The sequence below is a fragment of the Aromatoleum toluvorans genome (assembly GCF_012910905.1).
Taxonomy (GTDB): domain Bacteria; phylum Pseudomonadota; class Gammaproteobacteria; order Burkholderiales; family Rhodocyclaceae; genus Aromatoleum; species Aromatoleum toluvorans.
Genome location: NZ_WTVN01000001.1, coordinates 51,447 through 77,840 on the forward strand (window position 1 = coordinate 51,447; position 26,394 = coordinate 77,840).

Genomic DNA, 26,394 nt, shown 5'->3' on the forward strand with positions numbered 1-26,394 from the left:
TCAGACGCCGGGTTTGGGCCCGACGACGTTCGTGATCGTCCCGACCCCCTCGATTCCGGCTTCGACGACGTCGCCGGGATTGAGGAATCGGCCCGTACCCTGTCCCACGCCAGCCGGCGATCCAGTAAACAGGATGTCGCCGGGCGCGAAACTGGAACGCTCTTCGACGAACTTCACCAGCTGCGCGACGTTCCACGTCATCTCGCCGGTATTGCCGTCCTGGCGCGTCTCGCCGTTCACCTTCAGGGTCAGTCGCAGCTTCGGGCTCCCCTCCGGGAACTCGTCGCGCGTCACGATCCACGGACCCACTCCCGTGCTGCGGTCCTGGCTTTTCGCCGCGAAGAGATCCATGCCGATGCCGGCCGGACCGCTGCGCTGCAGGTCGCGCGCCGATACATCGTTGCCCACGGCATAGCCGAGAACGCTGGCGAGCGGGTCTTCCGGGTCGACCGGCACATCCCCCACGATGACGACGAGTTCGACCTCATGATCGAGTTCGTTCGTCAACGGCGGATAGCGGATCGGATCATTGGCACCGATCAGGGCGCCGTACGCCTTGAGGAACGCGATCGGCTGCGGGGGAGACTTCAGGCCGAAGTCGTCGGCCAAATGCTTCGCGTAGTTCGCGCCCGCGACGACGACCCGATTGACCGGCTCGATCGGCGGCAGCAGCCTTACCGAATCGAGCGGCCGGGCATCGCCGTCGGGCGTCAGCAGCGAATGTGCTGCTCCGCCCTGCCCCGCGGCAATCGCGCGGGTCAAGGCAGGCCCCCAATCCGCGAAGCTGCCGACGATCGGGGTGACCGTGCGGGCTTCGGCATTGACCACGGCCCAGAATGGCGCGCCGCTATCGCTGCAGCGCGCGAGCTTCATGCTGCCACCTCGGCCTTTGCGATGGAGCCTACTTTCGCCGGGTCGAGGTGGAGCAGTTCGCAGGCATTCTTCCAGCGGATCTTCTGCAGATCCTCCTCCGAAAGGCGCAGGCCTTCGGTGAGGTCGTGACGCACCGCATCACTGCCTCCGAAGTTCGAACCGTAGAGGATGCGGTCGGCGCCGATGACGTCGATCAGCGCCTGACGCATCGGCAGTTCGTGCAGTTCCACGTCGAACCAGAAGTTGCGCATGTACTCCAGTACAGGCTTCTTGTTGTGGTACGTGTCGAGGTTGGGGTTGGTTTGCGCCAGTCGGCCGAGCTGATAAGGCACATAGCCGCCGCCGTGCGTGATATAGACCTTGAGCTTGGGGAAGCGGTCGAACACACCGCCGTTCACCAGGTACCAGAAGGCCTTCGTCTCGTCGTAGTTCATGCCGACGATGGCCGTGGTTTCGTAGCGGTCGGTGTTGGCCTTGTTGCCCCACGTGACCGACTGGTTATAGCCATGCACGAACATCGGCAGGTCGAGGTCGCACAGGGCCTCCCACACCGGATCCATCTCAGGCGAATCGAACTCCAGGCCGCCGAAATTCGAACCACCCGCACCCAGACCCTTTGCGCCCAGTTGGGTGCACGCGCGGCGAATTTCCTTGGCCGCCTCTTTCGGATCCTGCAGGGGCGCCTGCGCCCAGAACATCAGCCGGTCGGACGCCGCCGAGCAGTATTCGGCGAGCACGTCGTTGACCTTGCGCGAGAACGGGATCGCGTAGTCGAGCTCCGTCCAGTACATGTAGCAATGCGAAGGCACCGAGACGACCTGGGCGTTCTGGCCGGCTGTATCCATCCCCGCCAGGCGCGTCTTGGGGTCGCGCCAGCGGCTCATGTAGTCCTGCACGTTCAGGGCATTGCCCTCGGCCTTCGCTTTGCGCAAGGCGGCTTTTCGCTCGGGCGCGCCGAGTGTGAGGATCCAGTCGCCGACGCGAAGCTTGATGTCGCCGTCGGGCTGCGACTCGAAAGCCGGCCCCCAATAGGGGTGCTGGTCGTAGTAATCCGGATGGGGGGCGTGGGCGTGGAGGTCGATGAGCATGTGGTGTCTCCCAGTGCAGGTTGGTGGAACCTGCCGAGTGCCGCAATCGCGGACGGGAGCATCGATGCGCCGGACGGACCTCGCCTGGCTATCGGGGATTTGTCTCCTGCCTGCGACACTCGACCGGTGTCTTTGCAACGATGAGATTCATCATGCCAAACATAAACAGATTTTGCAAATCTGTTTATGTTTTTTCTTTTTCGCGGCGTCGAGAGCCCGTGAAACGTGCCGGCGCAGCTACCTGGACAGCGTCATCGCCCTTGGTGGCAGGAAAACCGATCAGCGAGCGCACGAGACGCTCGATGCGCGCCGTGCCTTCGTTTGCGCGCTCATTGGGGACGAGCTGTTCGCTCAATACGTAGCGGATCAGCATTTCGCACACGAGCTCGCGATCGATGCTGATGCCGAGACGCCCATCCCAGGCGTCGAAGACGGTCCTGAGGACGTCCTGCAAGCGCACACGCGCGTCGTTGAAGACGCGGCGAAAAAAGCTCATCGCATAATCGGGCGCCACCACCAGCAGACGCCGCGCCTGTCCGTGCGCCGCGTAGTGCTCCAGGTAACCGATCAGGGCGCGAAATTTCTCGTCGGGGTCGTCGTAAGGGGCGGTGACTTCCTGCATCGCGCTGTGAAAACCCTCGCGTTTGTGGCGCGAAAACGCATCGAGCAGATCATCCTGCGAGGAGAAATAGCGGTAGAACGTGCCCCGCGAGACACCTGCGTCGTCGCACACATCGATGATGGAAATGCGCTCGGCACCTGCCCGGAGGATGATCCTTTCCGTCGATGCCAGGATTCGTGCAATGGTCGCATCCGAGCGGCGATTGCGCCGAGCGGACTCCATTACCGGTCCGTCTTCAGCGACTGCCTCGGTTTCGTCGTTCATGCCTGTGCCTTGGGAATGGACGGACCGCGGGGCGAACCGCAGGGCCCGCCAGAAATTCGATTCAGTATTCGCGCACCGGCACATCCGCCGGACGCGAGTTGTAGCCCGGCAAGTGCAGGCCGCCGTCGACATGCAGCATTTCGCCGGTGACATAGCGGGACATGTCCGATGCGAGAAAGACCACAACGGGGCCGATGTCGAGTTCCGGATCGCCACACCGGCCGAGGGGGCGCATCGCGGCGGAGCGTTCGGCGAAACCAGGGTTCTCCGCGGCCAACTTGTTGAAGGTCGCTCCCATTGCCGTCGGTGCGACGGCATTCACAGTGATGTTGAAACGCCCCCATTCCGCCGCCGCACTGCGCGTGAGGCCGACGATGCCGCCCTTCGCCGTGTTGTAGTCGGCATGCAGCCACGCGCCGATCTCGACGTCGATCGAGTAGAAATTGACGATCTTCCCGCCCCCGCGCGCCCGCATGTGCGGCAGCGACGCCTGCATCGCCCACCACGACGCCTTGATCGTCGAGGTCAGCGTCTGCTCGAGCATTTCGTCCGTCTTGTCTTCGAGGCGCACGTTCGGCGTCGGAACGAAGGCGTTGTTCACGAGGATGTCCAGCCCGCCGAAATGGGCGACTGCCGCCTCGATCGCTCCCGTCACGGACGCCTTCTGCATCACGTCGGTACGCACGAACAGCGCCCGCCCGCCCAACTCCTCGAGTTCGCGCGCCACTTGAGTTCCAGTCTCTTCGTTGATCTCCGCGATCACCACGGCTGCCCCCTCGCGCGCGAAGCTGTGCGCCACGCCGCGCCCGATGCCGCCGCCGGCCCCGGTAATCAACGCAACCTTGTCCTTCAGCAAACCCATTTTCGTCTCCTCGCATTTATTGCACACTATTTTTGTTATTGTACACATTCATAAGAAAGAAACACTTCCAACGGAAGCCATTGCAATGCCCTCCTTTTGCCGACGGATCCAGCTTGAAGGCCGCCAGACCAGCCAAGCGGGCGAAGTCCGTGCCGTCCTCGAAGACGACTTTCACCACTTCCGCGTCGCGCTGCGTCATCGCCTCGGCCGCGTGAGCGAGATCTCCGCCGAGGCTCCGCGACATCCGTTCACCGAGTGCCCGAATGCCGCCGCACCGCTGAACGCACTACTCGGCATGCAGCTGGAACCCATCGCCAGCGCAGTAACCCGCCATACCGACGCCAGCCTGCAGTGCACGCACATGTTCGACCTCGCCGGCCTCGCGATCGCCGCAGCGGCGCGGGGCATCACCCATCGCCGCTTCGACATCGAAATTCCCCGTCATGTCGACGGCGGTTCGCACGCCCGTCTGGTCCGTGACGACGGCTTGCGGCTCGACTGGGAAGTGCAGGAACGTACGATCGTGTCCCCCCCGCCCTATGCCGGCATCGACATGCGCCAAGGCATGGCGCGCTGGGCGCTCAGCAGTCTCGCGCCCGACGAGGCGGAAGCGGCCCTCGTGCTGCGCCGCTGTGCGCTGATCGCGCTCGGACGCCTGCGGGACATCGACAAGGACTTGCACGCCCGCCCGAGCGGCCGTTGCTTCGCGCAGCAACCCGAACGCGCGCCCCAGGCGATTCGCATCGTGGGCTCGACCGGGGACTTCACCGCGCATCCTGAACGCCTTTGCCGCGACGACCAGTCCTGGCTCCACGCTTTCGCAGAGTAAGCGCGCGGTCGAGGTGTCGTCGCGAGCGCCACATGGCGGCCTTCGCCGCTGGACGTCGATCAGCATGTGATCTGCCTCCCACGTGGCGTGCTGCGGCCGGCACGACGGACGCCGGCATGCGATCGGCGCCCCGATTTGCCGGCCGAGCAGCACACCGGACGATCAGGGCCGGTTGGCCGCTTCCCAGGCTTTCAGATCGAAGTCGGGCGCAGCGGCGGCAGCGGGCGTGAGCGCGGGGGGGCGTGCGAGGATCTTGCGTGCAAACACGTGATCGCCGGGACGGTTGCAGGACTCGACCGCGATCAGCTCCTCCCCGCGGAAGCACAGCACCGAGAGCTGTTGCGCGGCGGCGTCACCCAGCGTCACGTAGTTGTCTGCCCCGATCGACAGACCTGCGATCTGCAGCTTGAGATTGCCCTGGTCGGTCCAGAACCAGGGCAGCGCTGTGTATGGGGTGGGTTTGCCCACGAGGCGGGCCGCGATGAGCTTGCCTTGGTCGACCGCGTTCTGTACGGACTCGAGGCGAGTCAGATTTTCGCCGTTTTGCACGCACGGGAAGGCGGCGACGTCACCCAGCGCCGAGATGTGCGGGTCCGAAGTCAGGAGACTGGAATTGACGCGAATCCCGTTATCGATGTCGAGTCCGGCCTCGAGCGCGAGCTGCACGTTGGGAATCACGCCGATGCCGTAGACGACCAGCTCGGCAGGCAGGCGTCGTCCGTCCGATGTCGTCACGGCGCTCACCTTGCCGTCCTCGCCTTCCAGCTCCGCCAGCCCGGTACGGAAGTTGAACTTCACGCCCCAGCCTTGATGTGCGGCACGGAAGAGCTCCGACATCTGCGGGGACACTGCCCGGGCCATCGGGCGGTCGCCGAGTTCAAGCACTTCGACCGCAGCCCCTTCGGCCGCCGCCACCGCGGCGAACTCCAGACCGATGAAGCCGGCTCCGATCACGACGACATTCCTGGCCTGCTTCACCAGCGGCGACAAGAGGTCGGCATCCGCCTTGGTCTTGATGCCGAAGATACCGCTCAGCGTCGAACCCGGCACGTTGAGCGGCCGATTGTGGGCACCCGTCGCGAGCACCAGATGGCCGAAGTCGAGCGCACTCCCCGAGTCGAGCATGACACGACGGTTCTGCCGATCGATCGCCGCTACGCGGTCATGGACGAGCTCGATGCGCTGATCGGCGTAGAAGGTCTCCGGCCTGAAGAGCATCGCAGTGGCGTTGATCTTGCCGAGAAGGTAGGCCTTCGACAGGGGCGGCCGTTGGTAAGGCAGACCGGGCTCGTCGTTCACGAGCACGATGCGGCCCCTGAAACCTTCCTGGCGCAGCGAAATCGCCACTTGCACGCCCCCGTGCCCCGCCCCCACGATCACCACTGAATCGAGCGACATCTTCCCGTCTCCTTGTCGTTTTTTTAGATCGCCGTCTTCAGAACTGCGCAGCCGGCAGGCGCAGCGTGAGGCCGTCCATGTCCGCTCCGACGACCAGCTGGCACGTGAGCCGACTGGTGGGCTGGCGCTCGACGACGTTCTCGAGCATGTCGTATTCGGTGCCTTCGGCGGGCGCAAAACGCTCCACCCAGGCTTCGTCCACGTAAGCGTGGCAGCTGGCGCAGGCGCAGGCGCCGCCACAGTCACCGGGAATGCCGGGAACGCCGGCAAAGGTCGCGGCCTGCATGGCCGACTGGCCGACTTCGGCGTGCACTTCGTGCCGGGTGCCGTTGTGTTCGATGAAGGTAATCGTGGGCATTTATTTGCTCCGATGAGAGGGATGAAATCAGGCCCGCTGCGCTTCGGCGTGCAGGGCAAACTGGGGACTGCGCCCGAGCGTCAGCAACAATGACGCGCCGAGCAGGGTGGCCACGGTGCAATAGACGAGCATCGCAAAGTAGGTACCGGTGACACTCAGCATCGCTGCAAACATCAGCGGCGCGGCTGCCGACGCTACCGTGATGAGCCCCTGATGCACGCCGAACAACCGGCCGTAATCCTTGAGGCCGAAGTAGCGCGCGATGAGGAAGGCCGCGATGTCGAACTCGGCGCCGGCGCCAAGTCCGACCAGCGCCGCGGCAAGACTCATGACAGCCGGATCGGTGGTTCCCGACAGGAAAATCAGACAACCCACCCCGGGCAGGGAAAGGCTCAAGGCCGCCACGCCGGGCGGCCACAGCCGATCGAGCAGGTAGCCGACCACCAGGCGACCGCAAATCAGCGCAATGCCGAAGTAACCGAAGACCAGGGTCGCATCCGCCGCCGACAGCCCCTTATCTCGCAACATCGGCACGGTACTGGTAACGAGGCCCACCACCGCCGACACGACCAGCGACAACGCCACATTGCAGATCCAGAATCGCGGCAGGAGCATTCCTTCCTGGAAGCTCACGCCGCTCCGCACCAGCGGCGGACCGTCGTCTGCCTTCGCGCCGCTCACCGCACGTTCGCCAGGCAGGCGGAACCACCATAGGGTCAGCGGCAGTCCCACCAGCACATTGAGCAGCGCCAGGATGACGAAGGCGGCCCGCCAGTCCCAGTTCTCGACCCCCCAACCCAACAGTCTCGGTACCAGCGCGGCGGTGATGCCGGTGCCCGAAAGCCCGATCGCGAGCGCCAGTCCGCGGTTGCGGTGAAACCAGAGATTGAGGAGTTGCGTCCACGTGACCGCCAGCGCACCCATGCCGATGATCGGGAGCAGGAAAAATGCTGCGTAGAGCGACCAGATCGAGCCGCCAATCTGCGTCGTCGCCAGATAGCCGAGCGCCATCAGCAGCAACGAAAGCACTGTCACGCGCTTCATGCCGAAACGCAGGTTGAGCCAGCCGACGAGTTGCAGGCCGAGCACGGCGCCGGCGAACAGGAAGGTTATTGCCGCCTGCAGCGAACCACGGTCCCAACCGAAAGCCTGCTGGAAGGGGATCACCAGGACGCCGAAGCCATACAGCAATGCGGCGTTGATACTGATCGCCACACCGATCACCGACAGAACCACGATCTGCCAGCCCTGCCTGAACTCGGTCAGATCGATCGCCGCGTGATTTCCGTTTAATGCCATTTTTCTACTCCACTCCCCGTCCCGGCTCTCGTATCAGCCTCGTGGCGAAGGACAGATCGGGCACCGTCCGATCCGTAACCGGGCCGGCGGCGCCCGCGTTGCCTAGAGGAAGATCGCGAGGTTCGGCGTGCCCAGCACCGCCTGGTCGAGAATGACTTCGCGACGCACGAGCTTGAATCCCTCGCCATCGACACGCAGCAGATCGTTGCGCTCGCCGCTGATGAGATCCATATCCGGAAAGTCGAAACGGCTGCGTGTCAGCAGCAGATAGCTCACGACCGCGAACTCGTCGGGCCTGTCGGTAGCGAACACCTGCACGTTGCTGACCATGCGGCGGGTGCGCGAAGGGGGATCCTCGGCCCACGCGCTGCGCGTCTCGGTGAGCCGCATGATGCGCCCCATGATCGAGCGGTAGTTGTCGTGGTAGTGCTGCACCGTGCGGATAACCGACTGGGCCTGCTGGGACATCGGGCGGGTCTGCCGCAGAGGCACGGTGTAGACCAGGTCGGGCGCAAGCGTCGCGCCCCACTCCTTGAGACGGATCGTGTCGAGCAGCGTCGCTTCCTGATAGAGGAAACCGACGATGCGGTTATAGACTTCGGCCCCGACCGGGATCGGGTTTCCGATGACGGGGGCGTTCTCGGCAACTTGTTGTGCGGCGCTCATGTGTCGCTCCTTCGAAGGTGTTGGGTCGGACCGGACGGCTCAGGCCTTGGCGTTCATCAGTTCGTTCCAGTACAGCCACCAGTGCCACTGGGTGTCGTCCTTGGTGAACCCTTCATTGACAATGCCCGGCCCGGGCCAGCCGGCAGGGGCGCCGGTCTCGTACACCGCCTGGTACTTGAGGGTCGAGCGACGCCCGCGCGCGCCCTTGGCGGCGAGGGTCATGTGGGGCCAGGTATCGGAGTCGTCCTGCTCGACCATGCCCGAGGTGCCGAACAACTGGATGCTCTGCATCAGCATCTTGTCCTTGAGCTCCTGCGGGGCATCCTTCTCAGCAAGCACCCAGTTCACGAACTCGAGTTGATCCGGCCCCTTCGGCACGTAGGCGTGCAGCAGCGTGAGGCCGAGCACGGAGCCGTCGGCCTGCGGGATATACACGAACGCGAATAGCACGTTGGGGAAAATCCCGCCCACCTGCGGCGGCATCGACACCATCACTTCGAGTTGCTCTTCGCTCAGGCGCTTCCTGAGCTGAGGCAACATTTCATGCGTCATCCCCGGCGGCGGCAGTGCTTCGAGCTTCTGGTCCACCGTCAGCTCCGCCGGATCGAGGCCAGTGAGCTTCCTGATTTTGCGTCCGAGGTCGATGCAGCGCAGCGCATGGCCGTGCGGCGAACTCACCTCGACGCCGTACATCTCGGGCGACAGGTCGGCGCTGCCGCCCTCGCCACTCTTGGAATAGTTGCCTACCTCACCCAGCCAGCGGTGAAGGGTCAGCGTGTGGTAGCCGTCGGCGGCCGACTGCTCGCCAGCGGCTTTCCAGTTCGCGCGCACGATGAAACGCTGCGGCGGGCCGAGCACTTCGAGCCCCTTGTCGCTGCGCTCGAACAAGGTGTCGAAATACCATTTCGCATCACCGAGGAACTCTTCGAACGACGGTCCCTCCAGGTCCCACGTCGCGAAAATGATGCCGCCGTAGAGCGTCACCCGCGCCTGCGGCAGGCCCAGATCCTCCTTCGGCATCATCTTCCCGTGCATGCACTCCTTCTCGACCGGCGCACCGATGAACTCGCCACTCGGCTTGAACGCCCATCCGTGGTAGATGCACTTGTGAATCTGGGTATTGCCCGCATCGACCGTCGAGATGCGCATGCCGCGGTGGGGACACACGTTGAGCGAGACGTGGATGTTCCCGTCCTTCGCACGCGCGACGATGACCGAATCCGACCCCATGTCGCGCACGACGAAATCGCCGGAGTTCGGCACTTCGGATTCGTGCCCGAGCAGCAGCCAGGTCTTGCCGAAGACGCGATCCATCTCCAGCTGATAGATCTCCGGATCCGACAGGGCCCGCATCTGGACTTCCCGCGTCGGGACGCGAACCAGATCGGACAGCGGCGTACCGTCCGCCAACGTGTAGCTTGCCTTGGTCAACATTGTCATCTCCTGTGGAGTGAAGCCGTCCGTGAGGACGATCCTCGTTCGATGGGCCTGACGGCCACTTCTTGTGGGTTGTTCATTTGCTCGAGCTCCGGTGCTCGGCACCCTGTGTTTCGGCAGCCGTAGCCCGCCGGCCGACGTCCTTATTGCGAAGACGTGCGTGGTTCCGTCATGGCTTCGTCACGCGCGTGCGCAGCGTGCCGATCGCCTCGATCTCCAGTTCGACCACGTCACCCGGTTTGAGATAGCGCAGCTGCTCGAGTCCGCAGCCGTTGCCGACCGTGCCCGAGCCCAGCACTTCACCCGGATAGAGCGTTTCCGAGCGGGAGATGTGCGCGATCACGTCCTCGAACGTCCAGCGCATGTCGCGGGTGGTGCCGCGCCCCCATTCCTCGCCATTCACGCGAGCGATCATTTGCAGGTCGTAGGGATCGGGCACCTCGTCCGCGGTGACGAGGCAAGGCCCCATCACGTTACCGGTGTCGAAGTCCTTGCTCTTCGCCGGGCCGAGCATGCCGGGCATCTCGAGGGCCTGCGCATCGCGGGCGCTCATGTCATTGAAGATCGTGTAGCCCACGATGTAGTCGCGCGCCTTGTCACGCGGCACGTCCTTCCCCTTGCGGCCGATGTAGCACGCAAGTTCGAGTTCGAAGTCCATCGCCTTGCTGTACGCCGGCCACACGACGTCCTCGTCCGGACCGATCACCGCGAAACGATTGCACTTGTAATAGATCGGCTGGCGGTTGAAGGTCTCGATGACGCGTTCGTCGGCGCGCGTGTTCATCTGCCGCAGCGCCTCCTCGGGGTCGGGCAAGTGCGCCACGCGCGCGCGCCGCGCAGCAGCGAAGCTCTGTCGCAGATGCAGCTCGAAACAGGAGCAGTCGCGCATCTGCGGCGGCGGCTGGATGGGTGCGCACAGCTTCACGCCCTCACGCGCGATGACCGCCGCCGACGGAGCTTTCCGGACCAGGACGCGTGCCGCTGCAAGCGCCTCTTCACCGGCCTCGACCAAACCGAGCACGCTCGCGAAGGTGGGGGACACATGGCCGTTTACGACTTCGCAAGCCGTGGCGAGGTCGACGATCGCCGAATCCGATTCGATCAGCGCGCCGGCACGCTGAAAGCCGTGAGAGTCACGATATGTGACGAGTCGCATCTATTGTCTCCTGTCGGGGGACTCGTCCCGCTCGATGCGGGCGAATCCTCTCTTCTTCGAGTTCTGCCCCTCCCCACAGGAGAGGCGCTGGCGGTTGCTACACCCGGCCGCTCACCGGCACGCAGGCTCCGGTGACGGCCGAGGCGTCATCCGAGAGCAGGAAAGCGATCACCGCGGCGAGCTTGTCGGGCGCCACCCAGCGGCTGGCATCGGCGTCCGGCATGTCGGCGCGGTTGGCGGGAGTGTCGATGATGCTCGGCAACACCGCATTCACGGTGACGCCACGGTCCTTGAGCTCTTCGGCAAGTGATTCGGTCAACCGCGCGACGCCGGACTTCGATGCGGCATACGCCGCCATCCCCATCCCGGCCTTCTGTGCGGCCAGCGCGCCGACGTTCACAATGCGCCCCGCCCCGCGCGCCAGCAGATGCGGCAGGGCCGCCCGGCAACTCGCTACGGCGGTACGTACATTCATCGTGTACAGGCGATCCCAGGTCTCGAGCGCTCCGCCTTCGATCGGCTCCCACGCGAAGCCACCTGCCACATTCACCACGCCGTCGATGCCACCAGCGGCCACACGCACGCGCGCATAGGCTGCCGCGCAGGCTGCTTCGTCGCTCAGGTCGACCTCGCCGAGCACAACCGCGACGCCTGCAGGCAGGCCGCCAGCGGGCGCCACCACACGATCCACAAGCGTGACATGCGCGCCGTCTTCCACGAGGCGCTGCGCGACCGCGCGACCGAGCGCGCCGAATCCACCGGTTACGACGATACTTCTGGCTTCGAGTCGAGTACTCATGAGATGAGAGTTCCTTGTATGGCCTCCGCGTCGTTGCACGCTGGCAGGCAGGTCCTTGCGACAAACTTTAGACAGATTTTGCACTTCTGTCTATATGTGCATGTAGAATCCCGCTTGACCGATCGTCAAATCGTCGAGAGCGCGCAGACCATGACCCGAAAACTCCCCCTCCTCACCGAGGACAACTCCCCGTTCTGGCAGGGCGGCGCGCAGGGGCGCCTGCTCATACATCATTGCGCGGACTGCACGCGCTTCTTTCATCCGCCCGCCCCGATCTGCCCGCACTGCGGCAGTTTCGAGGTGACACCGCGGGCGGTCTCCGGCAAGGGCAAGGTCCTGAGCTACACGATCAATCACCAGGCATGGCGCCCCGACCTCACCGAGCCTTATGTCGTGGCGATCGTCGAACTCGCGGAACAGGCCGGCCTGCGCTTCGTCACGAATATCGTGGGACTTCCCGCCGAGGCCGTGCATATCGACATGCCCGTCAGGGTGCGCTTCGAGCAGCACGAGGACGTGTGGCTCCCCCTCTTCGAGAAGGACGCATGATGTTCGATCGAATCTTCGAAAAGGACGTCGCCATCACCGGTGTCGGCCAGTCCGAGGTGGGACGCCCGGTTGCACGATCGGGCATGCGACTCACGCTGGACGCCTGCCTCGACGCCATCGCCGACGCCGGACTCACGCGCGCGGACATCGACGGCGTGGCGTGCTGGCCGGGCGACAACAACAATGGCGATGCCTTCTCACCCGTCGGCCCCAACGCGCTGATAGGTACCCTCGGCCTCAAGGTCAACTGGTACGGCGGAGGCTACGAAGGCCCCGGACCGCTCGCAGGCATCATCAATGGCGCGATGGCGATCGCATCCGGCCTGTGCCGCCACGTGCTGGTCTTCCGCACCATCACGGAGGCGAGCCGACGCAAGGTCGACAAGAATGCCAGCGCCCTGACGAACAAGACGATCGGACGCGACAGCAGCTTCTTCTGGCAGTGGTACACGCCATTCAACGTGCTCTCCGCGATCAACCTCATGGCGCTCTATACCCAACGCCACTTCCATGAATACGGCACGACGCCCGAACAACTCGCCCAGATCGCCCTCACCTGCCGCGCCAACGCCGCGCTTAACCCGAAGGCGATCTACCGGACGCCGCTCTCGCTCGATGACTATTTCGCCTCGCGCATGATCTCGACTCCACTGCGCGTGCTCGACTGCGACGTCCACTGCGACGCCTCGACCGCGATCATCCTTTCGCGTGCCGACGCTGCCAACGACGGGCCAAATCCGCCGATCCGCCTCGAGGCGATCGGCGCCGCACTGCACCAACCCTGGTCGTGGGACCAGATCGACCTCACCGCGACCGCCGCGCGCGATGTCGGCGAAATGATGTGGGCGCGCACCGATCTCAAGCCCAAGGATGTCGGCTCGGCCCAGCTTTATGATGGATTCTCGATCCTCACGATGATCTGGCTCGAAGCGCTCGGGCTATGCCCGCGCGGCGAAAGCGGCCGCTTCGTCGAAGGTGGCCGCCGCATCGCCCGCGACGGCGAGCTGCCGATCAATACCAACGGCGGCCAGCTCTCCGGGGGGCGCACGCACGGCCTGGGCTACGTTCATGAAGCCTGCACGCAATTGTGGGGACGCGCGGGCGAACGACAGATCGCACCGCATCACGTTTCAGTGGTTGCGGCAGGCGGTGGACCGCTGGGCGGCAGTGTGTTGTTGGTCCGGGACTGAGCCCGGCCACGGTGGCAGACGGATTACTGCACAATCAGACTTAGTGTCCAATTTTTGACTACACGGAGGGGAGCATGGCCATAAGAACGCTCGCGCTGGGACTGTTCATTCTTGCGACCGCCTGGCTGCCGCCGGCAAGCGCGGCCGAAGCGCTTTCGGGTAGCCAGGCGTCAGCACCGGATTCCGCCACGCGCGCGCAGGCTTTGCTGGAGAAGGCCACCGCCCGACTTCGTGCCGTCGGCGACCGGGCACTGGCGGAATTCGGCCGGCAGGGCGACTTCATCGACCGTGAGCTCTACGTGTACGTGCTCGACATGGACGGCACCATGCTGACCAGCGGCGGCTCGTCCACGACGCTGATCGGCCGCAAGGTTTCCGAGATGCGCGACGCCAGCGGAAAGGCTTTCTTCGCGGAGATGCTGAACAAGGCGCGTACCGATGGCCGCGGCGAAGTCGAGTACCGTTGGGTCAACTGGACCGACAACACCCTTCAGCGCAAGCATGCGTTCTTCGAGAAGGTCGGCGAACGAGTGGTCGCGGTGGGTTACTACATCAGCCGTTCGTCCCCGGACCAGGCGCAGGCCTTCCTTGAACAGGCCGTTGCGGCAATGAAGGCCGCGCCCACCAGCGCCATTACCGAATTCAACCGCATCGAAGGCCGCTTCGTGCAGGACGATCTCTACGTGTTCGTGATCGACCGGAAAACGGGACGCTTCGTCGCCCACGGCACGATGCCGCGCCTGGTCGGCTCCGACGGCCGCGACCTATACGACCAGGCCGGCACACCCATCGTTCGCAAGATGCTGGAGCAGACCGCCAACCGGCCACGCGGCGAACTCGACTACCTGTGGAAAAACCCGGTCACGAAAAGAACAGAGGAAAAGCACACGCTGTTCGAAGTCGTCGGCGACCACATCGTCGCGGTGGGCTACTTCAAACCCTGAAATCATTTCCCCTTGTCGTAAGCCGGCCCGGCTGTCGCATTTTCGCCGTCGCCGTAGTATTCTGCGGACAGAATTTAATTCTAATACGCAAACACAAAGCCGTTTTGCGTGCAGATTCTCCGGCTCACGGATGGACACCCTGATTCCTGATGCGCCTCGCCTGGGGCGCACGCGAGGAAGAAGTCTCCCGCTTGCCGACCGGGACGCGTGCACGACGGACGGAGGAGACAAGGGATGGACACCACACAAGAGGATGAAACCGCGGGCCGGTCTTCAAGCGGGGTCACCGTCAAGCCTGTCGTCAATGCGGTGCGGATCCTGCGCTTTCTGACGGAGACCGACACCCCGGAGCGCGCAGCCGACATCGCCCGGCAGTTGTCGATCAACCCCAGTACCTGCTTCAACATCCTGCGCACACTGGCAGCGGAGGACATGGTTGCCTTCGATTCCGCGTCGAAGACCTATTCGCCCGGCCTGGGGCTCGCCAAACTCGTAGGACACCTCGTGACGCAGGGCCAGCGGCTCGACATCGCGCGCCCACTGCTGCAGCAATTCGCCGCCCGCTTCCATGTCACGGTCACCCTGTGGCGTCAGATGGGATACGACCGCATCGTGCTGGTGAGTTCAGAGGCAAGCCCGACCGATCTGCGCATCGACATGGCGATCGGTCAGCGTCTGCCCATCTTCATGGGCGCCAGCGGCAGACTGTTCGCGGCGGAGGTGGATCTCGACCCAACCGCGATGCGCGCCGCATTCGACAAGATCCGCTGGGCCCGACCGCTGGAGTTCGACGAGTACTGTCAGCAGGTGCAGTTCGCCAAGGAACACCAGTGGGCGATCGATGACGGCTACTTCTCGGCCGGCATCATGGCTATTGCGGCCCCCGTGCGCGACCGCGCCGGTGCCATTTCCTTTGCCGTATCGGCGGTGATGTTCCGGGGCCAGTACATTGGCGCCGACGCGGACAAGCTCGGGGGCGAGGTGCGCAAACTCGCGGACAAGCTGTCGAACCTGCTGTTTTGAGTGTCGTCGCGAGGGCGGCCGTCGGTCCTTCGGCAACCCTTTTGCGACCCTGCGATACGCACAGCACAAAATAGTGACACTTTTTCGTTTTCTGTGCATAATCATCTCGCAGGCCTCAATGGCCCCAAGCAGATGAGGAGACACGCCATGAGCGAACAGAACGAAAAACTTCACAAGGTTATTGTCGATCGCAGCCGCTGCTGCGGTTACGGATTGTGCGCGGCCCTGTGCCCCGACGTGTACAAGCTGGACGGCGACGGCATCGTCTATCTCGACAGCGAGTTCGTTCCCGCCGGCCAGGAAGAGGCCGCGATCGAGGGGGCTGCCGCCTGCCCCGCCGAGGCGATCCGGGTCGAAGCACCGGGCGCCTGAGTTCTTCGCCGGACTGGTAGCGCGAAAAGCGCTGGAACCGCCCACTTCGCGGAGATCCGAATGAATCGTCTTGAAGGAAAAGTCGCGCTGATCACCGGCACCGGCGGCGGTCAGGGTCGCGTCGCAGCCTTGCGCTTCGCGCGCGAGGGCGCCGTGGTGGTGGGTTGCGACACGGATGCCGCGGCCCACGCCGAAACGCGCCGGCTGGTCGAGGCCGAAGGATTCGAGTTGCACGGCTCCGCCCCGGTGGACCTCGGGGACCACGAACAGGCCCGCGCCTGGGTCGAGTCCGCGGCCGAACAGTTCGGGCGCATCGACGTTCTCTACAACAACGCATCGGCCGCGCGTTTCGGACCAGTGGCGGAATTTTCGATCGCTGACTGGCACTACACGATCCGGAACGAGATCGACCTCATCTTTTACACGACCAAATACGCGTGGAAGCACCTCACCGTGCGCGGTGGCGTGATCATCAACATCGCCTCGACCGCTGCCTGGGGCGGCTCCAAGGTTGCAGGCATCAGCGCCCACTGCGCCGCCAAGGGTGCGGTCGTCTCCTTCACCCGCCAGCTGGCGGTCGAAGGGGCGCCGGTCGGCATACGCGCGGTCAGCATCAGTCCGGGCTTCGTGAAGACGCCCGGCACCGCGGCCTTCGTCGAGAACCCCGTCACCCGCCGGGCGCTACTCGACGGCGTGCTGCAGGATCGGCCGGGGGAACCCGAGGAAGTCGTATCTCTGGCCCTGTACGTGGCGTCAGACGAAGCCGCCTTCATGACCGGTTCCGACCTCGTCATCGACGGGGGCCTGCTCGCAATCTGAGCACGAGCCCGAAAGTTCGTGACCCAACAGTGAACGAACGGACGCCGTGCCGCTGCGGCACTGTCCGAAGTCTGCGTAAAGCGCGGTGCAAATCGCGGGCGCAGGTCGCTCAAAACAGGAGGAAGACAGCATGGACATCATCGGTATCGGCTACCTGGGGTTCGAATCGGCGAACCTCGATGCTTGGCGCGAATACGGCCCGAAGGTCATGGGCTTTCAGATCGGGACATCCCCGACTGCGGATCCGGACACCCTCTACTTCAAGCTGGACGACCGTCGTCATCGGCTCGCATTTCATCCGGGCAAGATCGACCGCCTCGCCTACATCGGCTGGGAAGCCAAGGGCAAGCTGGAGTTTCACGCCGCCGTCGAGCGCTTCCGCAGCCATGGTGTCGAGGTCACCTTCGGCGATCCGGAACTGTGCGAGAAACGCGGCGTGAAGGAGCTGATCCGTTTCCGTGACCCGGTCGGATACCAGCACGAACTGTTCTACGCGCAGAAGTGGAGCCCGCGCTCCTTCGTGCCGGGCCGTCCGCACGGCGGATTCGTCTGCGGCGAACGGGGCGTCGGCCACATCGTCGTGATCACGCCCGAATACACGCCCGAACTCGAACACTTCCTCACCGGCATCATGGGCATGCACTGGTACGGCTCGGGCGCCGGCAAGGGCAAGACGGGGTTCTTCCGCTCCAGGCTCAACGACAAGACGAGCCACGACATCGCTTACGGTTTCGGGCCGGGCAAGGCCGGCGTGCAGCACATCGGCCTCTTCGTGCGCTCGGTTCGCGACGTCGGCGAAACCTACGATCTGGTCAAGAAGAACGGACTGCAGATGATGATGACGCTGGGACAGCATTCGCAGGATCCGCACATGTCGTTCTATCACTTCACACCGTCCGGCTTCGCGATCGAATGCATCACGGAACTCGAACCTTGGCACGATGATGGCTTCGAACTCAATCCGGAGCAGCTCTCGACCTGGGGTCATGAAATCGTCGGCCCCATCCTCGGCCCAAGCGTGCGCACACCGGCGGAGGTCTTCGACCCCGAGGTTCTCCACGCCAGGGGCTGAATGCCTGCGAGCGCACCAGTCGGAACGGGTTCCTCACCGCGCGCGCCGGTTGCGGCGCCGGCCGCTACCGCGCACCCTATCGACATCATCTGAATGCAGACACCGGAGCACGCGATGTACAGCCATATCCTCGTTCCGACCGACGGTACCCATCTCGCCAGCCAGACGATCTCGCAGGCCGTCCAGTTCGCCCGCAGCGTAGGGGCGCGCATCACGTTCTTCTATGCCGATGCGGATGCCGGCGCCTCTCTGACCGACGACGGTGCGCTGATTCACCTTCTCGACCCCGGCCTGTATCAGGACGACTTCGGCGGGCGCGCCCGCGAGATCCTCGCCAAGGCCGAGGTGTCGGCGCGCGCAGGCGACATCGACTGCGAGTGCGTGACCCGGCGGAGCAACCGACCGCACGAGGCCATCCTCGCCGCCGCGACGGAAATGGGCTGCGACCTGATCTTCATGGCATCGCACGGGCCGCGCAGCATCGGCGGCGTCATGCTCGCCTCCGAAACGCTCAAGGTGCTCGCTGGCAGCCGCATCCCGGTGCTCGTGTCGTCAGTCGAAAAGAACGACCCGAACCCGGCGATGACGAAGGTCTGCGCGATCATCAAGGACGAGCACCGCTCGATCGCGGTGGTGTCCTACGGCATGCGGATGCTGGCCGGCGGACTGCGCGACGGCAAACCTGCGGATATCGGGCTGGTGGACGGCATGCTCACCTACCTCGACGAGTTCCCGGCCAAACTGCACCATCCGAAGGAAGATGCCTACCTCTTCGCGGCGCTCAAGCGACGCACGTCCTCGCTCGACCAAGTCATCGACGATCTGCAACAGGAGCATCTGGATGGCGACCGACAACTTGATGCCCTGCGCGCGGCCGTCGCCCACTACCAGGCGTCCCCCGACCCCGACGCAGAAACGCTCGCTAGCGCCATCGACGCCTTCGCCCTCGGGCAGCTCAGGCATATTGCACTCGAGGAGCGGGCGATCATCCCGGGCGCCTGCGAACACCTGGCGGAACAGGACTGGAAGGAGATCGCGGCGGCCTTCGGACCTAACGGCGACGCGCGCTTCAACCATCGCGAACGCGAGACCTACCGACGCCTGTATTCGCGGATTGCCAACCTGCACCAGACGCTGCCCCGCATGAGCACGCCCGGCCAGTCATGACGACTCCGGTGTCCCGCCCGTGAGTGTCGAACGCAACGCCACGGGTGCGTGGGCGCCTCTCCTCCATCGGCCGTTTCGCGCGCTGTGGATCGCGGCGATCGCGGTCAACCTGTCGATGTGGATGCAGAACATCGGCGCCGCCTGGATGATGACCGAACTGCGGCCCGATTCGCCGCTGATGGTGTCCCTCGTCCAGACGGCGATGGCGCTGCCGGCCTTTCTGCTCGGGCTCCCGAGCGGCGTGATCGCCGATCTGGTCAACCGCAGGCGCTTCCTGCTGATCACCCAGACCTGTTCCCTCGCATTCGCCTGCCTGCTCGCCGCCATGGCCCTGGCTGGGGGCATCGGTGCCTGGCTGCTCCTCGGCCTCACCTTCGCGCTCGGATGCAGCAACGCGTTCGGCATGGCAGCGTGGATTGCCGCCAACATCGACAGCGCGCCGAAGGGGCAGATACCGGCAGCGATCGCCTTGTCCACGGTCACGCCCAACATCGCGCGCGTCGTGGGGCCGGCAGCCGCGGGGGCACTGATTGCACTCGCGGGCGTCCCGACGCTGTTCGTCGTGGTCGCGGTCGGTTTCGTGATCTCACTGGGGCTGCTGCGCGCCCTGCCCGACACGGATCTGCGGTCCGGCCTGCCGCCCGAGCGGCTGTGGAGCGGCATCCGCAGCGGCGTGCGTTACATGCGGCACTCCGCGCAGCTGCGGCTCGCGCTGCGCCTGGTCTTCGCTTTCGTGACCGCGGGCAGCGCGATCTGGGCATTGTTGCCGCTCGTCGCCCGTGACCAGCTCGGGCTCGCTGCAGGCGGATTCAGCCTGCTCCTCGGCAGCCTCGGCGCGGGCGCAGTCATTGCGGCACTCCAAGTCACCCGACTGTATCGACGTTTCTCGGTGCGCCGCATCGTGACCGGCGGCGGCATGTTGTTCATGGCTGTCACAGCGCTGATTCCGGTGGTACACAATCTCTTCGTCATGAGCGCGCTGCTCGTGGTCGGCGGAATGGCCTGGATGGCGGTCAATACCACCACCGGGACCGTGATCCAGACTTCCGCCGCAGGCTGGGTGCGCGCTCGTGTTGCGTCGGTATACCTGCTCGTCATCATGGGGGCGATGGCAGCGGGCGGCGTATTGTGGGGCGCGATCGCCGAACGCATGGGCGTCGGGGCAAGCCTGTGGATTGCAGCCGGATCGATTGCGGCCGGGCTGATGCTGACCGGAAGAGCTCGCATGCAACTTGGATCGGAGTCCGATTTCAGCGTAGCCGACGCGGAGGAAACGGGCCCCGCTGCCAGTCCCGCCGACCATGAGCAGGGTCCCATTGCGGTAGAAATCACTTACCGCGTACCGTCCGAACGGCACGAGGAATTCGTGCGCGCTGCCCACGAACTCGGCATCTCACGCCGACGAAACGGGGCGATCGCCTGGCGCCTCTACAGGGATCTCGAACACACGGATTGTCTTGCCGAACGCTTCTTGGTGGACTCGTGGCTCGACTACCTGCGCCAGCGCGCCCGTGTCACCCGGCAGGACCGCGACATCGAGCGCCGCCTGGAGGCACTCACCACCGACGGGAGCTCGCTCACACGCCGTTTTATCGCGGAAGCGTGACGCCTGAAAGCGGTCGGGAGAACCTTCCGCAGCGTGCCGGCGCGGCCGGGGACGCCTTAGCGTCCCCTCGACACTTAGCGGTGCATCAACACCATGCCGACGAACTCGTTCATCGTCTTGTGCGCATAGAGATGCGACACCGCATACGCATGAGTCTCCATCGTTCCATCGCACGACGGAGCCGAAGCGCACGCCTTGGCCACACCTTGCGGGTGCAGCGAAACGAAGGAACCGTCGGTAGCGGTCAGCAACGCCGCCGCGACAGCGCTGATGCCGAGAGTTCTGAGAGCCATGATGTCTCCTCCTGTCGAAGGTGCGCCTCTATCGGGCGATATTTATTTATTTGCACAGTATCTGCGCTTCCGTTCAAGAATAGGCAATACCCTGAACGAGCGCAAGGATTTTCTGCCGCATACCCGGCGTGGTCGAATAAAAAAAAACCCATCGGTTTGCGACCGATGGGCGAAGGGATCTTCGGCGGGGATTGCAGCGGGAGAGGAATAGCTGCCACCGAAGAATCCAACGGGAACGGGTTGGCATCACGGCCAGCCAATCGGCATGGCCTGCAGATCAAAGGGTCGCTGTCAGTTCAGGAACCACGGCGAACAGATCCGCTACAAGGCCGTAGTCCGCGACCTGGAAGATCGGCGCCTCCGGGTCCTTGTTGATCGCGACGATCAGCTTGGAGTCCTTCATGCCCGCCAGATGCTGGATCGCACCGGAGATGCCGATCGCGATGTAGACCTGGGGCGCGACGATCTTGCCGGTCTGGCCGACCTGATAGTCGTTGGGGACGAAGCCCGCATCGACCGCGGCGCGGCTCGCACCGAGCGCGGCGCCGAGCTTGTCCGCGAGCGGCTCGAGCAGGGTGCGATAGTTCTCGCCGTTGCCCAGCCCCCGGCCACCGGAGACGATGATCTTGGCGGCACCGAGTTCGGGGCGTTCGCTCTTCGTGAGTTCGCGGCCGACGACGCGAGTGAGGCCGAGGTCCTTCGCGGCGGGGACGGCCTCGTTCGGCGCGGAGCCGCCAAGCGGCGCGGCGTCGAACGCGGCCGTGCGCACGGTCACGACCTTCACGCGGTCGGCGCTCTTCACGGTCGCCAGCGCATTGCCGGCGTAGATCGGTCGCACAAAGGTATCGGCCGACTCCACCGCGACGATGTCGGAGATCTGCGCGACGTCGAGCTGCGCGGCGACGCGCGGCAGCATGTTCTTGCCGGCGCTGGTTGCCGCAGCGAAGACGTGACTGTAGTCGGCGGCGAGCGCGCGCACGAGCTCGGCGACGTTCTCGGCGGTCTGCGTTGCGTAATGGGCCGCGTCGCATACCAGCACCTTCGCGACGCCGCCGATGGCGGTCGCAGCCTGGGCGGCAGCCGAGCAGCCGCTCCCCGCGACCAGGACGTGAATGTCCGCACCGACCGCCTGCGCGGCGGTCACGGCGTTGAGGGTCGCGGTCTTGATCGACTGGTTGTCGTGTTCCGCAATGACGAGGACGGCCATCAGATCACCTTTGCTTCATTTTTCAGTTTATCGACCAGTGTCCCGACGTCCGGCACCAGCACCCCGGCACTGCGCTTGGGCGGCTCGGCCACATTCAGAATCGCCAGTCGCGGTGCGACATCAACGCCTAGCTCCGCGGGCTTCACGCTATCGAGCGGCTTCTTCTTTGCCTTCATGATGTTGGGCAGCGTCGCATAACGCGGTTCATTGAGGCGCAGGTCAGTGGTCACCACCGCGGGCAGCGTCATCTCGAGAGTTTCGAGGCCGCCATCGATCTCGCGCGTGACCGTGGCAAGGTTCCCGTCCACTGACAGCTTCGACGCAAAGGTGGCCTGCGGCCAGCCCATCAGGGCGGCGAGCATCTGGCCGGTCTGGTTCGCGTCGTCGTCGATCGCCTGCTTGCCGCAGATCACCAACTGCGGGGCTTCCGTGTCGCACAGGGCCTTCAGGAGTTTGGCGACGGCGAGCGGCTGCAACTCCGCGTCGCTCAGTTCACCACAATCGACGAGGATGCCGCGGTCGGCCCCGATCGCCATCGCCGCGCGTAGCGTCTCCGCGCACACCGCCGCGCCGCAGCTCACGGCGATCACTTGGGTCGCGATGCCCGCTTCCTTCAGCCGCACTGCCTCTTCCACCGCGATCTCGTCGAAGGGGTTCATGGCCATCTTCACGTTGGCGAGGTCCATGCCCGTGCCGTCGGCCTTCACGCGGGCCTTCACGTTGTAGTCAAGCACGCGCTTGACGGGTACCAGGATCTTCATGAGTCTCCTTGTTGCTGATTTGTTGGTTGATTTGCTCCGTACGACCATCAAGGGCGCGAGCGCCTCGGTGTTGTCGTCCGGCGCACTTCAGGCTGCCCGTTCCGACCGGCCAGCCTCGAACCGCGCCAGCAACTCCTCGCGACGCCTGGCAGCGCCGGCCATGCTGCGTTCCTTGACGTGGCCATAGCCGCGAATCTGTTCCGGGATGCGCGCAAGCTCGATCGCGACATCCAGCCGGTCTCGTGACAGGCCGTCGCAGATGCGGTCGATGAAGACGAAATAATCCTTCACCTGTTCACGCTCCTGGCGCCGCTCCGCGCTCCTGCCAAAGGGGTCCAGGGTGGTGCCACGCAGGCCCTTCAAGCGGGAGAGCAGGCGGAAGGTACGCATCATCCACGGACCGTAGGCGCGCTTCTGCGGCATGCCGTCAACGCCACGCTTCGCGAACAGGGGTGGCGCGAGGTGAAAGTTGAGCCGGTAATCCCGGCCGGGCTCGCCCTCGAACTGTTCGCGCAACTGGGCGAGGAATTCGGGCGCGCTATGCAACCGCGCCACCTCGTACTCGTCCTTGTACGCCATGAGCTTCGCGAGGTTGCGCGCGACAGCCTCGGTCAGGGCGAGTCGGCCTTGTCCGACCAGCGCTTGTTCGGCCTCTCGCACCCGCGCCACGGCCTTTCGGTAACGCTCGCCATAGGAGCCATTCTGATAATCGGTGAGCAGCGTCACGCGGCGCTCGATCAGCCGGTCGAGCGACTCGGGCATGGCCAGCACCACCGCCTCGCCCCGCTCCGAGGCGTCGACCACCGGCAGCCTTCCCGCGTCATGTGCCGCGAGCCGTCCCCACTCGAAGGCCTGCTTGTTCTTTTCGACCGAGACTCCGTTGAGTTCGATCGCGCGCAACAATGCAGCCTTGCCGACCGGAATCCAGCCTTTCTGCCACGCGAACCCCAGCATGAGCGGATTGGCGTAGATCGTGTCGCCGAGCAGCCGCAGAGCGAGCGCGTTCGCGTCGATGAATTCGCAGGCATCGCCCACACTGGCGCGGATGTCGCCCTCGGCCGCCGCCCCCGGAAACTTCCAGTCTGGATTCGACAGGAACTCCGCCGCCGGGGTCTGCGCGCTATTGATCACCGCTCGCGTACGTCCCTGACGAACCTTGGAGAGCGCTTCGGCCGAAGCCGAGACGATCTCGTCGCAGCCGATCAGCACATCGGCCTCGCCAGTAGCGATCCGGGTGGCGTGAATGGCCGCCGGGGTCGCCGCGATCTGCACGTGGCTCAACACCGCCCCGCCCTTCTGCGCGAGGCCGGTCATGTCGAGCACGGTGACACCTTTGTGTTCCAGATGAGCCGCCATACCCAACAGCGCACCGATCGTGACGACCCCCGTTCCGCCGACCCCCGTCACGACGATACCGCAGGGTTTGTCTAGCCCGGGCAGCGCGGGTTCAGGCAGCGCCTCCGCGGCAATTGCCGGCGCGGCCTTGCCCGTTGCGGGCTTGCGCAATTGCGCGCCCTCGGCGGTCACGAAGCTCGGGCAGAAACCCTTCAGGCAGGAGAAATCCTTGTTGCATCCGCTCTGATTGATCTTGCGCTTGGTGCCTAACGGCGTTTCCAGTGGTTCGACCGACAGGCAGTTGGAGGCTACGGAGCAGTCGCCACAGCCCTCGCAGACTGCCGGGTTGATGAATGCGCGGCGGGCCGGGTCAGGGTAATCGCCGCGCTTGCGGCGGCGCCGCTTTTCGGTGGCGCAGGTCTGATCGTAGATCAGGATCGACACCCCCGAACTCTCCCGCAGTTCGAGCTGCAACGCGTCGAGCTCGTCCCGATGGTGCACCGTCACCGCATCGGGCAGACCGGTGCGCGTCGCGTACTTCTCCGGCTCGTCGCTCACGATCAGGACACGGCTTGCGCCTTCGGCGCTCACCTGCTGCGCGATCTGCGGAACCGTCAGCACCCCGTCGACCGGCTGCCCCCCCGTCATCGCGACCGCGTCGTTGTAGAGGATCTTGTAGGTGAGGGTCGCCTTGGCGGCGATCGCCGCGCGAATGGCGAGCAGGCCCGAATGGAAATAGGTCCCGTCGCCGAGGTTCACGAAGACGTGCTTGTCGCCCGAGAAGTGCATCTGGCCGAGCCAGCTCACGCCCTCCCCGCCCATCTGCGTGAAAGTCTCGGTGCGCCGGTCCATCCACATCGCCATGTAGTGACAGCCGATGCCGGCGAGCGCGCGCGAGCCTTCCGGCACGCGGGTGGACGTGTTATGCGGACAGCCCGAACAGAACCAGGGCTTGCGCTCGACGGTCACGCGAGGCCGCGCCGCTTCGCGCTCCTTCGCCTCGATGACATCAATGCGCGCGAACACGCGGGCGCGAAGGTCCTCGGGCAGCCCCACACGCTCCAGTCGCGCCGCGATGGCTTTGGCGATGATCGCCGGCGACAACTCGTAGCGTGCGGGAAGCAGCCATTGCCCACGCGGCACTGACCACTCGCCACCCGAGTTGTCGCGCTCGTCGAACTTGCCGTAGACGCGCGGGCGGACGTCGTCGCGCCAGTTGTACAGTTCCTCCTTTAGGGCGTACTCGAGGATCTGGCGCTTCTCCTCGACCACCAGGATTTCTTCCAATCCGGTCGCGAACGCGCGCGCATCGTGGGCGTCGAGCGGCCACACGCAGCCCACCTTGAAGAGGCGGATCCCGATGCGTCGGCAGGCATCGTCGTCCAAACCCAGGTCCACCAGCGCCTGACGCACGTCGAGATAAGCCTTGCCTGCCGCCATGATCCCGAAGCGCGCTTGGGGCGAATCGATCACGATACGGTTGAGCTTGTTTGCGCGGACGTATTCGAGCGCCGCATACCACTTGTAATCGAGCATGCGCGCTTCCTGCGCGAGCGGCGCATCCGGCCAGCGGATATTGAGCCCGCCTTCAGGCATCGCGAAGCTATCCGGAATGACGATCTGCAGGCGGTCCGGATCGATCTCGACCGAGGCGGATGACTCGACAACGTCGGTGACGCACTTCATCGACACCCACAACCCGGAGTAGCGGCTCATCGCCCAGCCATGCAGGCCGAAGTCGAGATACTCCTGCACGTTCGCCGGATACAGCACCGGAATGCCACAGGCGATCAGCAGGTGCTCCGACTGATGCGCAACCGACGACGATTTCGCCGCATGGTCGTCGCCGGCGAGCATCAACACGCCGCCATTGGGCGAGGTCCCTGCGGCGTTCGCATGCTTCAGAACGTCGGCAGAGCGGTCCACGCCCGGCCCCTTGCCGTACCACATGCCGAATACCCCGTCGCGCTGGGCGTGGGGGTAAAGATTCACCTGCTGCGTGCCCCAGACGGCGGTCGCGGCGAGGTCTTCGTTGAGACCGGGCTGAAAGACTACGTCGTGTGAGGCAAGATGCTTTTTCGCCTTCCACAGCGCCATGTCCAGCCCGCCCAGCGGCGAGCCGCGATAGCCCGAGATGTAGCCGCCCGTGTTCAGACCGGCGCGCCGGTCGCGCTCCTTCTGCAGCATGGGCAGGCGCGCCAACGCCTGCGTACCGCTCAGGTAAATGCGCCCGGACTCCTGGGTGTACTTGTCCTCAAGCGTGACCGAAAGCAGTGCATCCCTCGCCTCGGCAGACAGCGGTGAGTTCATCATCCCCTCCAGACTCTCTATTTATATCGACACATAGTACGAATATGTACATATATCGTAAAATCACCAATACTGAGTTCTGGTATTAGGAAAAC

Annotated in this window: 25 protein-coding genes; 10 read left to right on the top strand and 15 right to left on the bottom strand. The window is 64.7% G+C overall.

The genetic code is table 11. The annotated features are described in order from the left end of the window. The 4 genes from GPA22_RS00230 to GPA22_RS00245 all read right to left on the bottom strand — a co-directional run bounded on the left by GPA22_RS00230 (position 1) and on the right by GPA22_RS00245 (position 3,709). On the bottom strand, positions 1–873 hold the full coding sequence (locus GPA22_RS00230; RefSeq protein ID WP_169254106.1) for a fumarylacetoacetate hydrolase family protein: 873 nt from the start codon (positions 871–873) through the stop codon (positions 1–3). Beyond that, positions 870–1,961 carry an amidohydrolase family protein gene (locus GPA22_RS00235; protein WP_169254107.1) on the bottom strand — a complete coding sequence of 364 codons (1,092 nt, stop codon included), beginning with the start codon at positions 1,959–1,961 and terminating at the stop codon, positions 870–872. Before GPA22_RS00235 ends, GPA22_RS00230 begins: the two co-directional genes overlap by 4 nt. 184 nt (positions 1,962–2,145) lie before the next feature. Next, the gene (locus GPA22_RS00240; protein ID WP_169254108.1) at positions 2,146–2,847 is read right to left on the bottom strand and encodes a TetR/AcrR family transcriptional regulator; all 702 of its coding nucleotides are present in this window, start codon (positions 2,845–2,847) and stop codon (positions 2,146–2,148) included. A gap of 61 nt (positions 2,848–2,908) precedes the next feature. Then, positions 2,909–3,709: an SDR family NAD(P)-dependent oxidoreductase gene (locus tag GPA22_RS00245; protein ID WP_169254109.1), complete on the bottom strand. Its 801-nt coding sequence runs from the start codon at positions 3,707–3,709 to the stop codon at positions 2,909–2,911. Between GPA22_RS00245 and GPA22_RS00250 the strand changes: the two genes are divergently transcribed. Continuing rightward, a complete protein-coding gene (locus GPA22_RS00250; RefSeq protein ID WP_246263969.1) occupies positions 3,690–4,538 on the top strand; it encodes a DUF2889 domain-containing protein in 849 nt (282 codons plus the stop codon). The two genes, GPA22_RS00245 and GPA22_RS00250, sit on opposite strands and share 20 nt — an antisense overlap. A 162-nt stretch (positions 4,539–4,700) precedes the next feature. On the opposite strand, the gene GPA22_RS00255 is transcribed toward GPA22_RS00250, so the two are convergent. The 7 genes from GPA22_RS00255 to GPA22_RS00285 all read right to left on the bottom strand — a co-directional run bounded on the left by GPA22_RS00255 (position 4,701) and on the right by GPA22_RS00285 (position 11,651). After that, on the bottom strand, positions 4,701–5,936 hold the full coding sequence (locus GPA22_RS00255; RefSeq protein WP_169254110.1) for an NAD(P)/FAD-dependent oxidoreductase: 1,236 nt from the start codon (positions 5,934–5,936) through the stop codon (positions 4,701–4,703). Between the two features lie 37 nt (positions 5,937–5,973). Next, positions 5,974–6,294 carry a 2Fe-2S iron-sulfur cluster-binding protein gene (locus GPA22_RS00260; RefSeq protein ID WP_169254111.1) on the bottom strand — a complete coding sequence of 107 codons (321 nt, stop codon included), beginning with the start codon at positions 6,292–6,294 and terminating at the stop codon, positions 5,974–5,976. Positions 6,295–6,321: 27 nt separating this feature from the next. Continuing rightward, on the bottom strand, positions 6,322–7,593 hold the full coding sequence (locus tag GPA22_RS00265; RefSeq protein ID WP_169254112.1) for an MFS transporter: 1,272 nt from the start codon (positions 7,591–7,593) through the stop codon (positions 6,322–6,324). 102 nt (positions 7,594–7,695) lie between these two features. Next, on the bottom strand, positions 7,696–8,259 hold the full coding sequence (locus tag GPA22_RS00270) for a 3-phenylpropionate/cinnamic acid dioxygenase subunit beta (protein ID WP_169254113.1): 564 nt from the start codon (positions 8,257–8,259) through the stop codon (positions 7,696–7,698). Between the two features lie 39 nt (positions 8,260–8,298). After that, a complete protein-coding gene (locus GPA22_RS00275; protein WP_169254114.1) occupies positions 8,299–9,693 on the bottom strand; it encodes an aromatic ring-hydroxylating dioxygenase subunit alpha in 1,395 nt (464 codons plus the stop codon). Between the two features lie 172 nt (positions 9,694–9,865). Beyond that, on the bottom strand, positions 9,866–10,852 hold the full coding sequence (locus tag GPA22_RS00280; RefSeq protein WP_169254115.1) for a fumarylacetoacetate hydrolase family protein: 987 nt from the start codon (positions 10,850–10,852) through the stop codon (positions 9,866–9,868). A gap of 97 nt (positions 10,853–10,949) precedes the next feature. Further along, positions 10,950–11,651 (bottom strand): SDR family NAD(P)-dependent oxidoreductase, encoded by a 702-nt coding sequence (locus tag GPA22_RS00285; protein ID WP_169254116.1) that lies wholly within the window; start codon positions 11,649–11,651, stop codon positions 10,950–10,952. 150 nt (positions 11,652–11,801) lie between these two features. On the opposite strand from GPA22_RS00285, the gene GPA22_RS00290 reads away from it, so the two are divergent. The 9 genes from GPA22_RS00290 (at position 11,802) to GPA22_RS00330 (ending at position 20,393) form a co-directional block, all read left to right on the top strand. Beyond that, on the top strand, positions 11,802–12,200 hold the full coding sequence (locus tag GPA22_RS00290; protein ID WP_169254117.1) for a Zn-ribbon domain-containing OB-fold protein: 399 nt from the start codon (positions 11,802–11,804) through the stop codon (positions 12,198–12,200). Then, entirely contained in the window at positions 12,197–13,390 is a 1,194-nt protein-coding gene (locus GPA22_RS00295) for a thiolase family protein (RefSeq protein WP_211168850.1), read from the top strand. The genes GPA22_RS00290 and GPA22_RS00295 overlap by 4 nt, the downstream gene beginning before the upstream one ends. A gap of 74 nt (positions 13,391–13,464) precedes the next feature. Continuing rightward, a complete protein-coding gene (locus GPA22_RS00300; RefSeq protein ID WP_246263970.1) occupies positions 13,465–14,334 on the top strand; it encodes a cache domain-containing protein in 870 nt (289 codons plus the stop codon). A 234-nt stretch (positions 14,335–14,568) separates the two neighbouring features. Beyond that, entirely contained in the window at positions 14,569–15,357 is a 789-nt protein-coding gene (locus GPA22_RS00305) for an IclR family transcriptional regulator (protein WP_169254118.1), read from the top strand. Positions 15,358–15,504: 147 nt separating this feature from the next. Further along, on the top strand, positions 15,505–15,729 hold the full coding sequence (locus GPA22_RS00310; RefSeq protein ID WP_018990607.1) for a ferredoxin: 225 nt from the start codon (positions 15,505–15,507) through the stop codon (positions 15,727–15,729). A gap of 60 nt (positions 15,730–15,789) precedes the next feature. Continuing rightward, the gene (locus GPA22_RS00315) at positions 15,790–16,548 is read left to right on the top strand and encodes an SDR family NAD(P)-dependent oxidoreductase (RefSeq protein WP_169254119.1); all 759 of its coding nucleotides are present in this window, start codon (positions 15,790–15,792) and stop codon (positions 16,546–16,548) included. Between the two features lie 130 nt (positions 16,549–16,678). Then, entirely contained in the window at positions 16,679–17,620 is a 942-nt protein-coding gene (locus tag GPA22_RS00320; protein ID WP_169254120.1) for a VOC family protein, read from the top strand. Positions 17,621–17,734: 114 nt separating this feature from the next. After that, positions 17,735–18,787: a universal stress protein gene (locus GPA22_RS00325; RefSeq protein WP_169254121.1), complete on the top strand. Its 1,053-nt coding sequence runs from the start codon at positions 17,735–17,737 to the stop codon at positions 18,785–18,787. A gap of 19 nt (positions 18,788–18,806) precedes the next feature. Continuing rightward, the gene (locus tag GPA22_RS00330) at positions 18,807–20,393 is read left to right on the top strand and encodes an MFS transporter (RefSeq protein WP_169254122.1); all 1,587 of its coding nucleotides are present in this window, start codon (positions 18,807–18,809) and stop codon (positions 20,391–20,393) included. Positions 20,394–20,467: 74 nt separating this feature from the next. Here the strand turns inward: GPA22_RS00330 and GPA22_RS00335 are convergent, their stop codons facing one another. From GPA22_RS00335 to GPA22_RS00350, 4 genes are all read right to left on the bottom strand, one after another. Then, the gene (locus tag GPA22_RS00335; RefSeq protein ID WP_169254123.1) at positions 20,468–20,686 is read right to left on the bottom strand and encodes a hypothetical protein; all 219 of its coding nucleotides are present in this window, start codon (positions 20,684–20,686) and stop codon (positions 20,468–20,470) included. Between the two features lie 277 nt (positions 20,687–20,963). Further along, positions 20,964–21,893 (bottom strand): electron transfer flavoprotein subunit alpha/FixB family protein, encoded by a 930-nt coding sequence (locus GPA22_RS00340; RefSeq protein WP_169254124.1) that lies wholly within the window; start codon positions 21,891–21,893, stop codon positions 20,964–20,966. Beyond that, positions 21,893–22,654, bottom strand: a complete 762-nt coding sequence (locus tag GPA22_RS00345; RefSeq protein WP_169254125.1) for an electron transfer flavoprotein subunit beta/FixA family protein — start codon at positions 22,652–22,654, stop codon at positions 21,893–21,895. The genes GPA22_RS00340 and GPA22_RS00345 overlap by 1 nt, the downstream gene beginning before the upstream one ends. Before the next feature lie 87 nt (positions 22,655–22,741). Continuing rightward, on the bottom strand, positions 22,742–26,299 hold the full coding sequence (locus GPA22_RS00350; protein WP_169254126.1) for an indolepyruvate ferredoxin oxidoreductase family protein: 3,558 nt from the start codon (positions 26,297–26,299) through the stop codon (positions 22,742–22,744). Positions 26,300–26,394: the final 95 nt, after the last annotated feature.

Excerpts from the sequence above, each read along its gene's own strand:
- GPA22_RS00230 (WP_169254106.1), bottom strand. The coding sequence starts at position 873 with ATGAAGCTCGCGCGCTGCAGCGATAGCGGCGCGCCATTCTGGGCCGTG.
- GPA22_RS00235 (WP_169254107.1), bottom strand. The coding sequence starts at position 1,961 with ATGCTCATCGACCTCCACGCCCACGCCCCCCATCCGGATTACTACGAC.
- GPA22_RS00240 (WP_169254108.1), bottom strand. The coding sequence starts at position 2,847 with ATGAACGACGAAACCGAGGCAGTCGCTGAAGACGGACCGGTAATGGAG.
- GPA22_RS00245 (WP_169254109.1), bottom strand. The coding sequence starts at position 3,709 with ATGGGTTTGCTGAAGGACAAGGTTGCGTTGATTACCGGGGCCGGCGGC.
- GPA22_RS00255 (WP_169254110.1), bottom strand. The coding sequence starts at position 5,936 with ATGTCGCTCGATTCAGTGGTGATCGTGGGGGCGGGGCACGGGGGCGTG.
- GPA22_RS00260 (WP_169254111.1), bottom strand. The coding sequence starts at position 6,294 with ATGCCCACGATTACCTTCATCGAACACAACGGCACCCGGCACGAAGTG.
- GPA22_RS00265 (WP_169254112.1), bottom strand. The coding sequence starts at position 7,593 with ATGGCATTAAACGGAAATCACGCGGCGATCGATCTGACCGAGTTCAGG.
- GPA22_RS00270 (WP_169254113.1), bottom strand. The coding sequence starts at position 8,259 with ATGAGCGCCGCACAACAAGTTGCCGAGAACGCCCCCGTCATCGGAAAC.
- GPA22_RS00275 (WP_169254114.1), bottom strand. The coding sequence starts at position 9,693 with ATGTTGACCAAGGCAAGCTACACGTTGGCGGACGGTACGCCGCTGTCC.
- GPA22_RS00280 (WP_169254115.1), bottom strand. The coding sequence starts at position 10,852 with ATGCGACTCGTCACATATCGTGACTCTCACGGCTTTCAGCGTGCCGGC.
- GPA22_RS00285 (WP_169254116.1), bottom strand. The coding sequence starts at position 11,651 with ATGAGTACTCGACTCGAAGCCAGAAGTATCGTCGTAACCGGTGGATTC.
- GPA22_RS00290 (WP_169254117.1), top strand. The coding sequence starts at position 11,802 with ATGACCCGAAAACTCCCCCTCCTCACCGAGGACAACTCCCCGTTCTGG.
- GPA22_RS00295 (WP_211168850.1), top strand. The coding sequence starts at position 12,197 with ATGATGTTCGATCGAATCTTCGAAAAGGACGTCGCCATCACCGGTGTC.
- GPA22_RS00300 (WP_246263970.1), top strand. The coding sequence starts at position 13,465 with ATGGCCATAAGAACGCTCGCGCTGGGACTGTTCATTCTTGCGACCGCC.
- GPA22_RS00305 (WP_169254118.1), top strand. The coding sequence starts at position 14,569 with ATGGACACCACACAAGAGGATGAAACCGCGGGCCGGTCTTCAAGCGGG.
- GPA22_RS00310 (WP_018990607.1), top strand. The coding sequence starts at position 15,505 with ATGAGCGAACAGAACGAAAAACTTCACAAGGTTATTGTCGATCGCAGC.
- GPA22_RS00315 (WP_169254119.1), top strand. The coding sequence starts at position 15,790 with ATGAATCGTCTTGAAGGAAAAGTCGCGCTGATCACCGGCACCGGCGGC.
- GPA22_RS00320 (WP_169254120.1), top strand. The coding sequence starts at position 16,679 with ATGGACATCATCGGTATCGGCTACCTGGGGTTCGAATCGGCGAACCTC.
- GPA22_RS00325 (WP_169254121.1), top strand. The coding sequence starts at position 17,735 with ATGTACAGCCATATCCTCGTTCCGACCGACGGTACCCATCTCGCCAGC.
- GPA22_RS00335 (WP_169254123.1), bottom strand. The coding sequence starts at position 20,686 with ATGGCTCTCAGAACTCTCGGCATCAGCGCTGTCGCGGCGGCGTTGCTG.
- GPA22_RS00340 (WP_169254124.1), bottom strand. The coding sequence starts at position 21,893 with ATGGCCGTCCTCGTCATTGCGGAACACGACAACCAGTCGATCAAGACC.
- GPA22_RS00345 (WP_169254125.1), bottom strand. The coding sequence starts at position 22,654 with ATGAAGATCCTGGTACCCGTCAAGCGCGTGCTTGACTACAACGTGAAG.
- GPA22_RS00350 (WP_169254126.1), bottom strand. The coding sequence starts at position 26,299 with ATGAACTCACCGCTGTCTGCCGAGGCGAGGGATGCACTGCTTTCGGTC.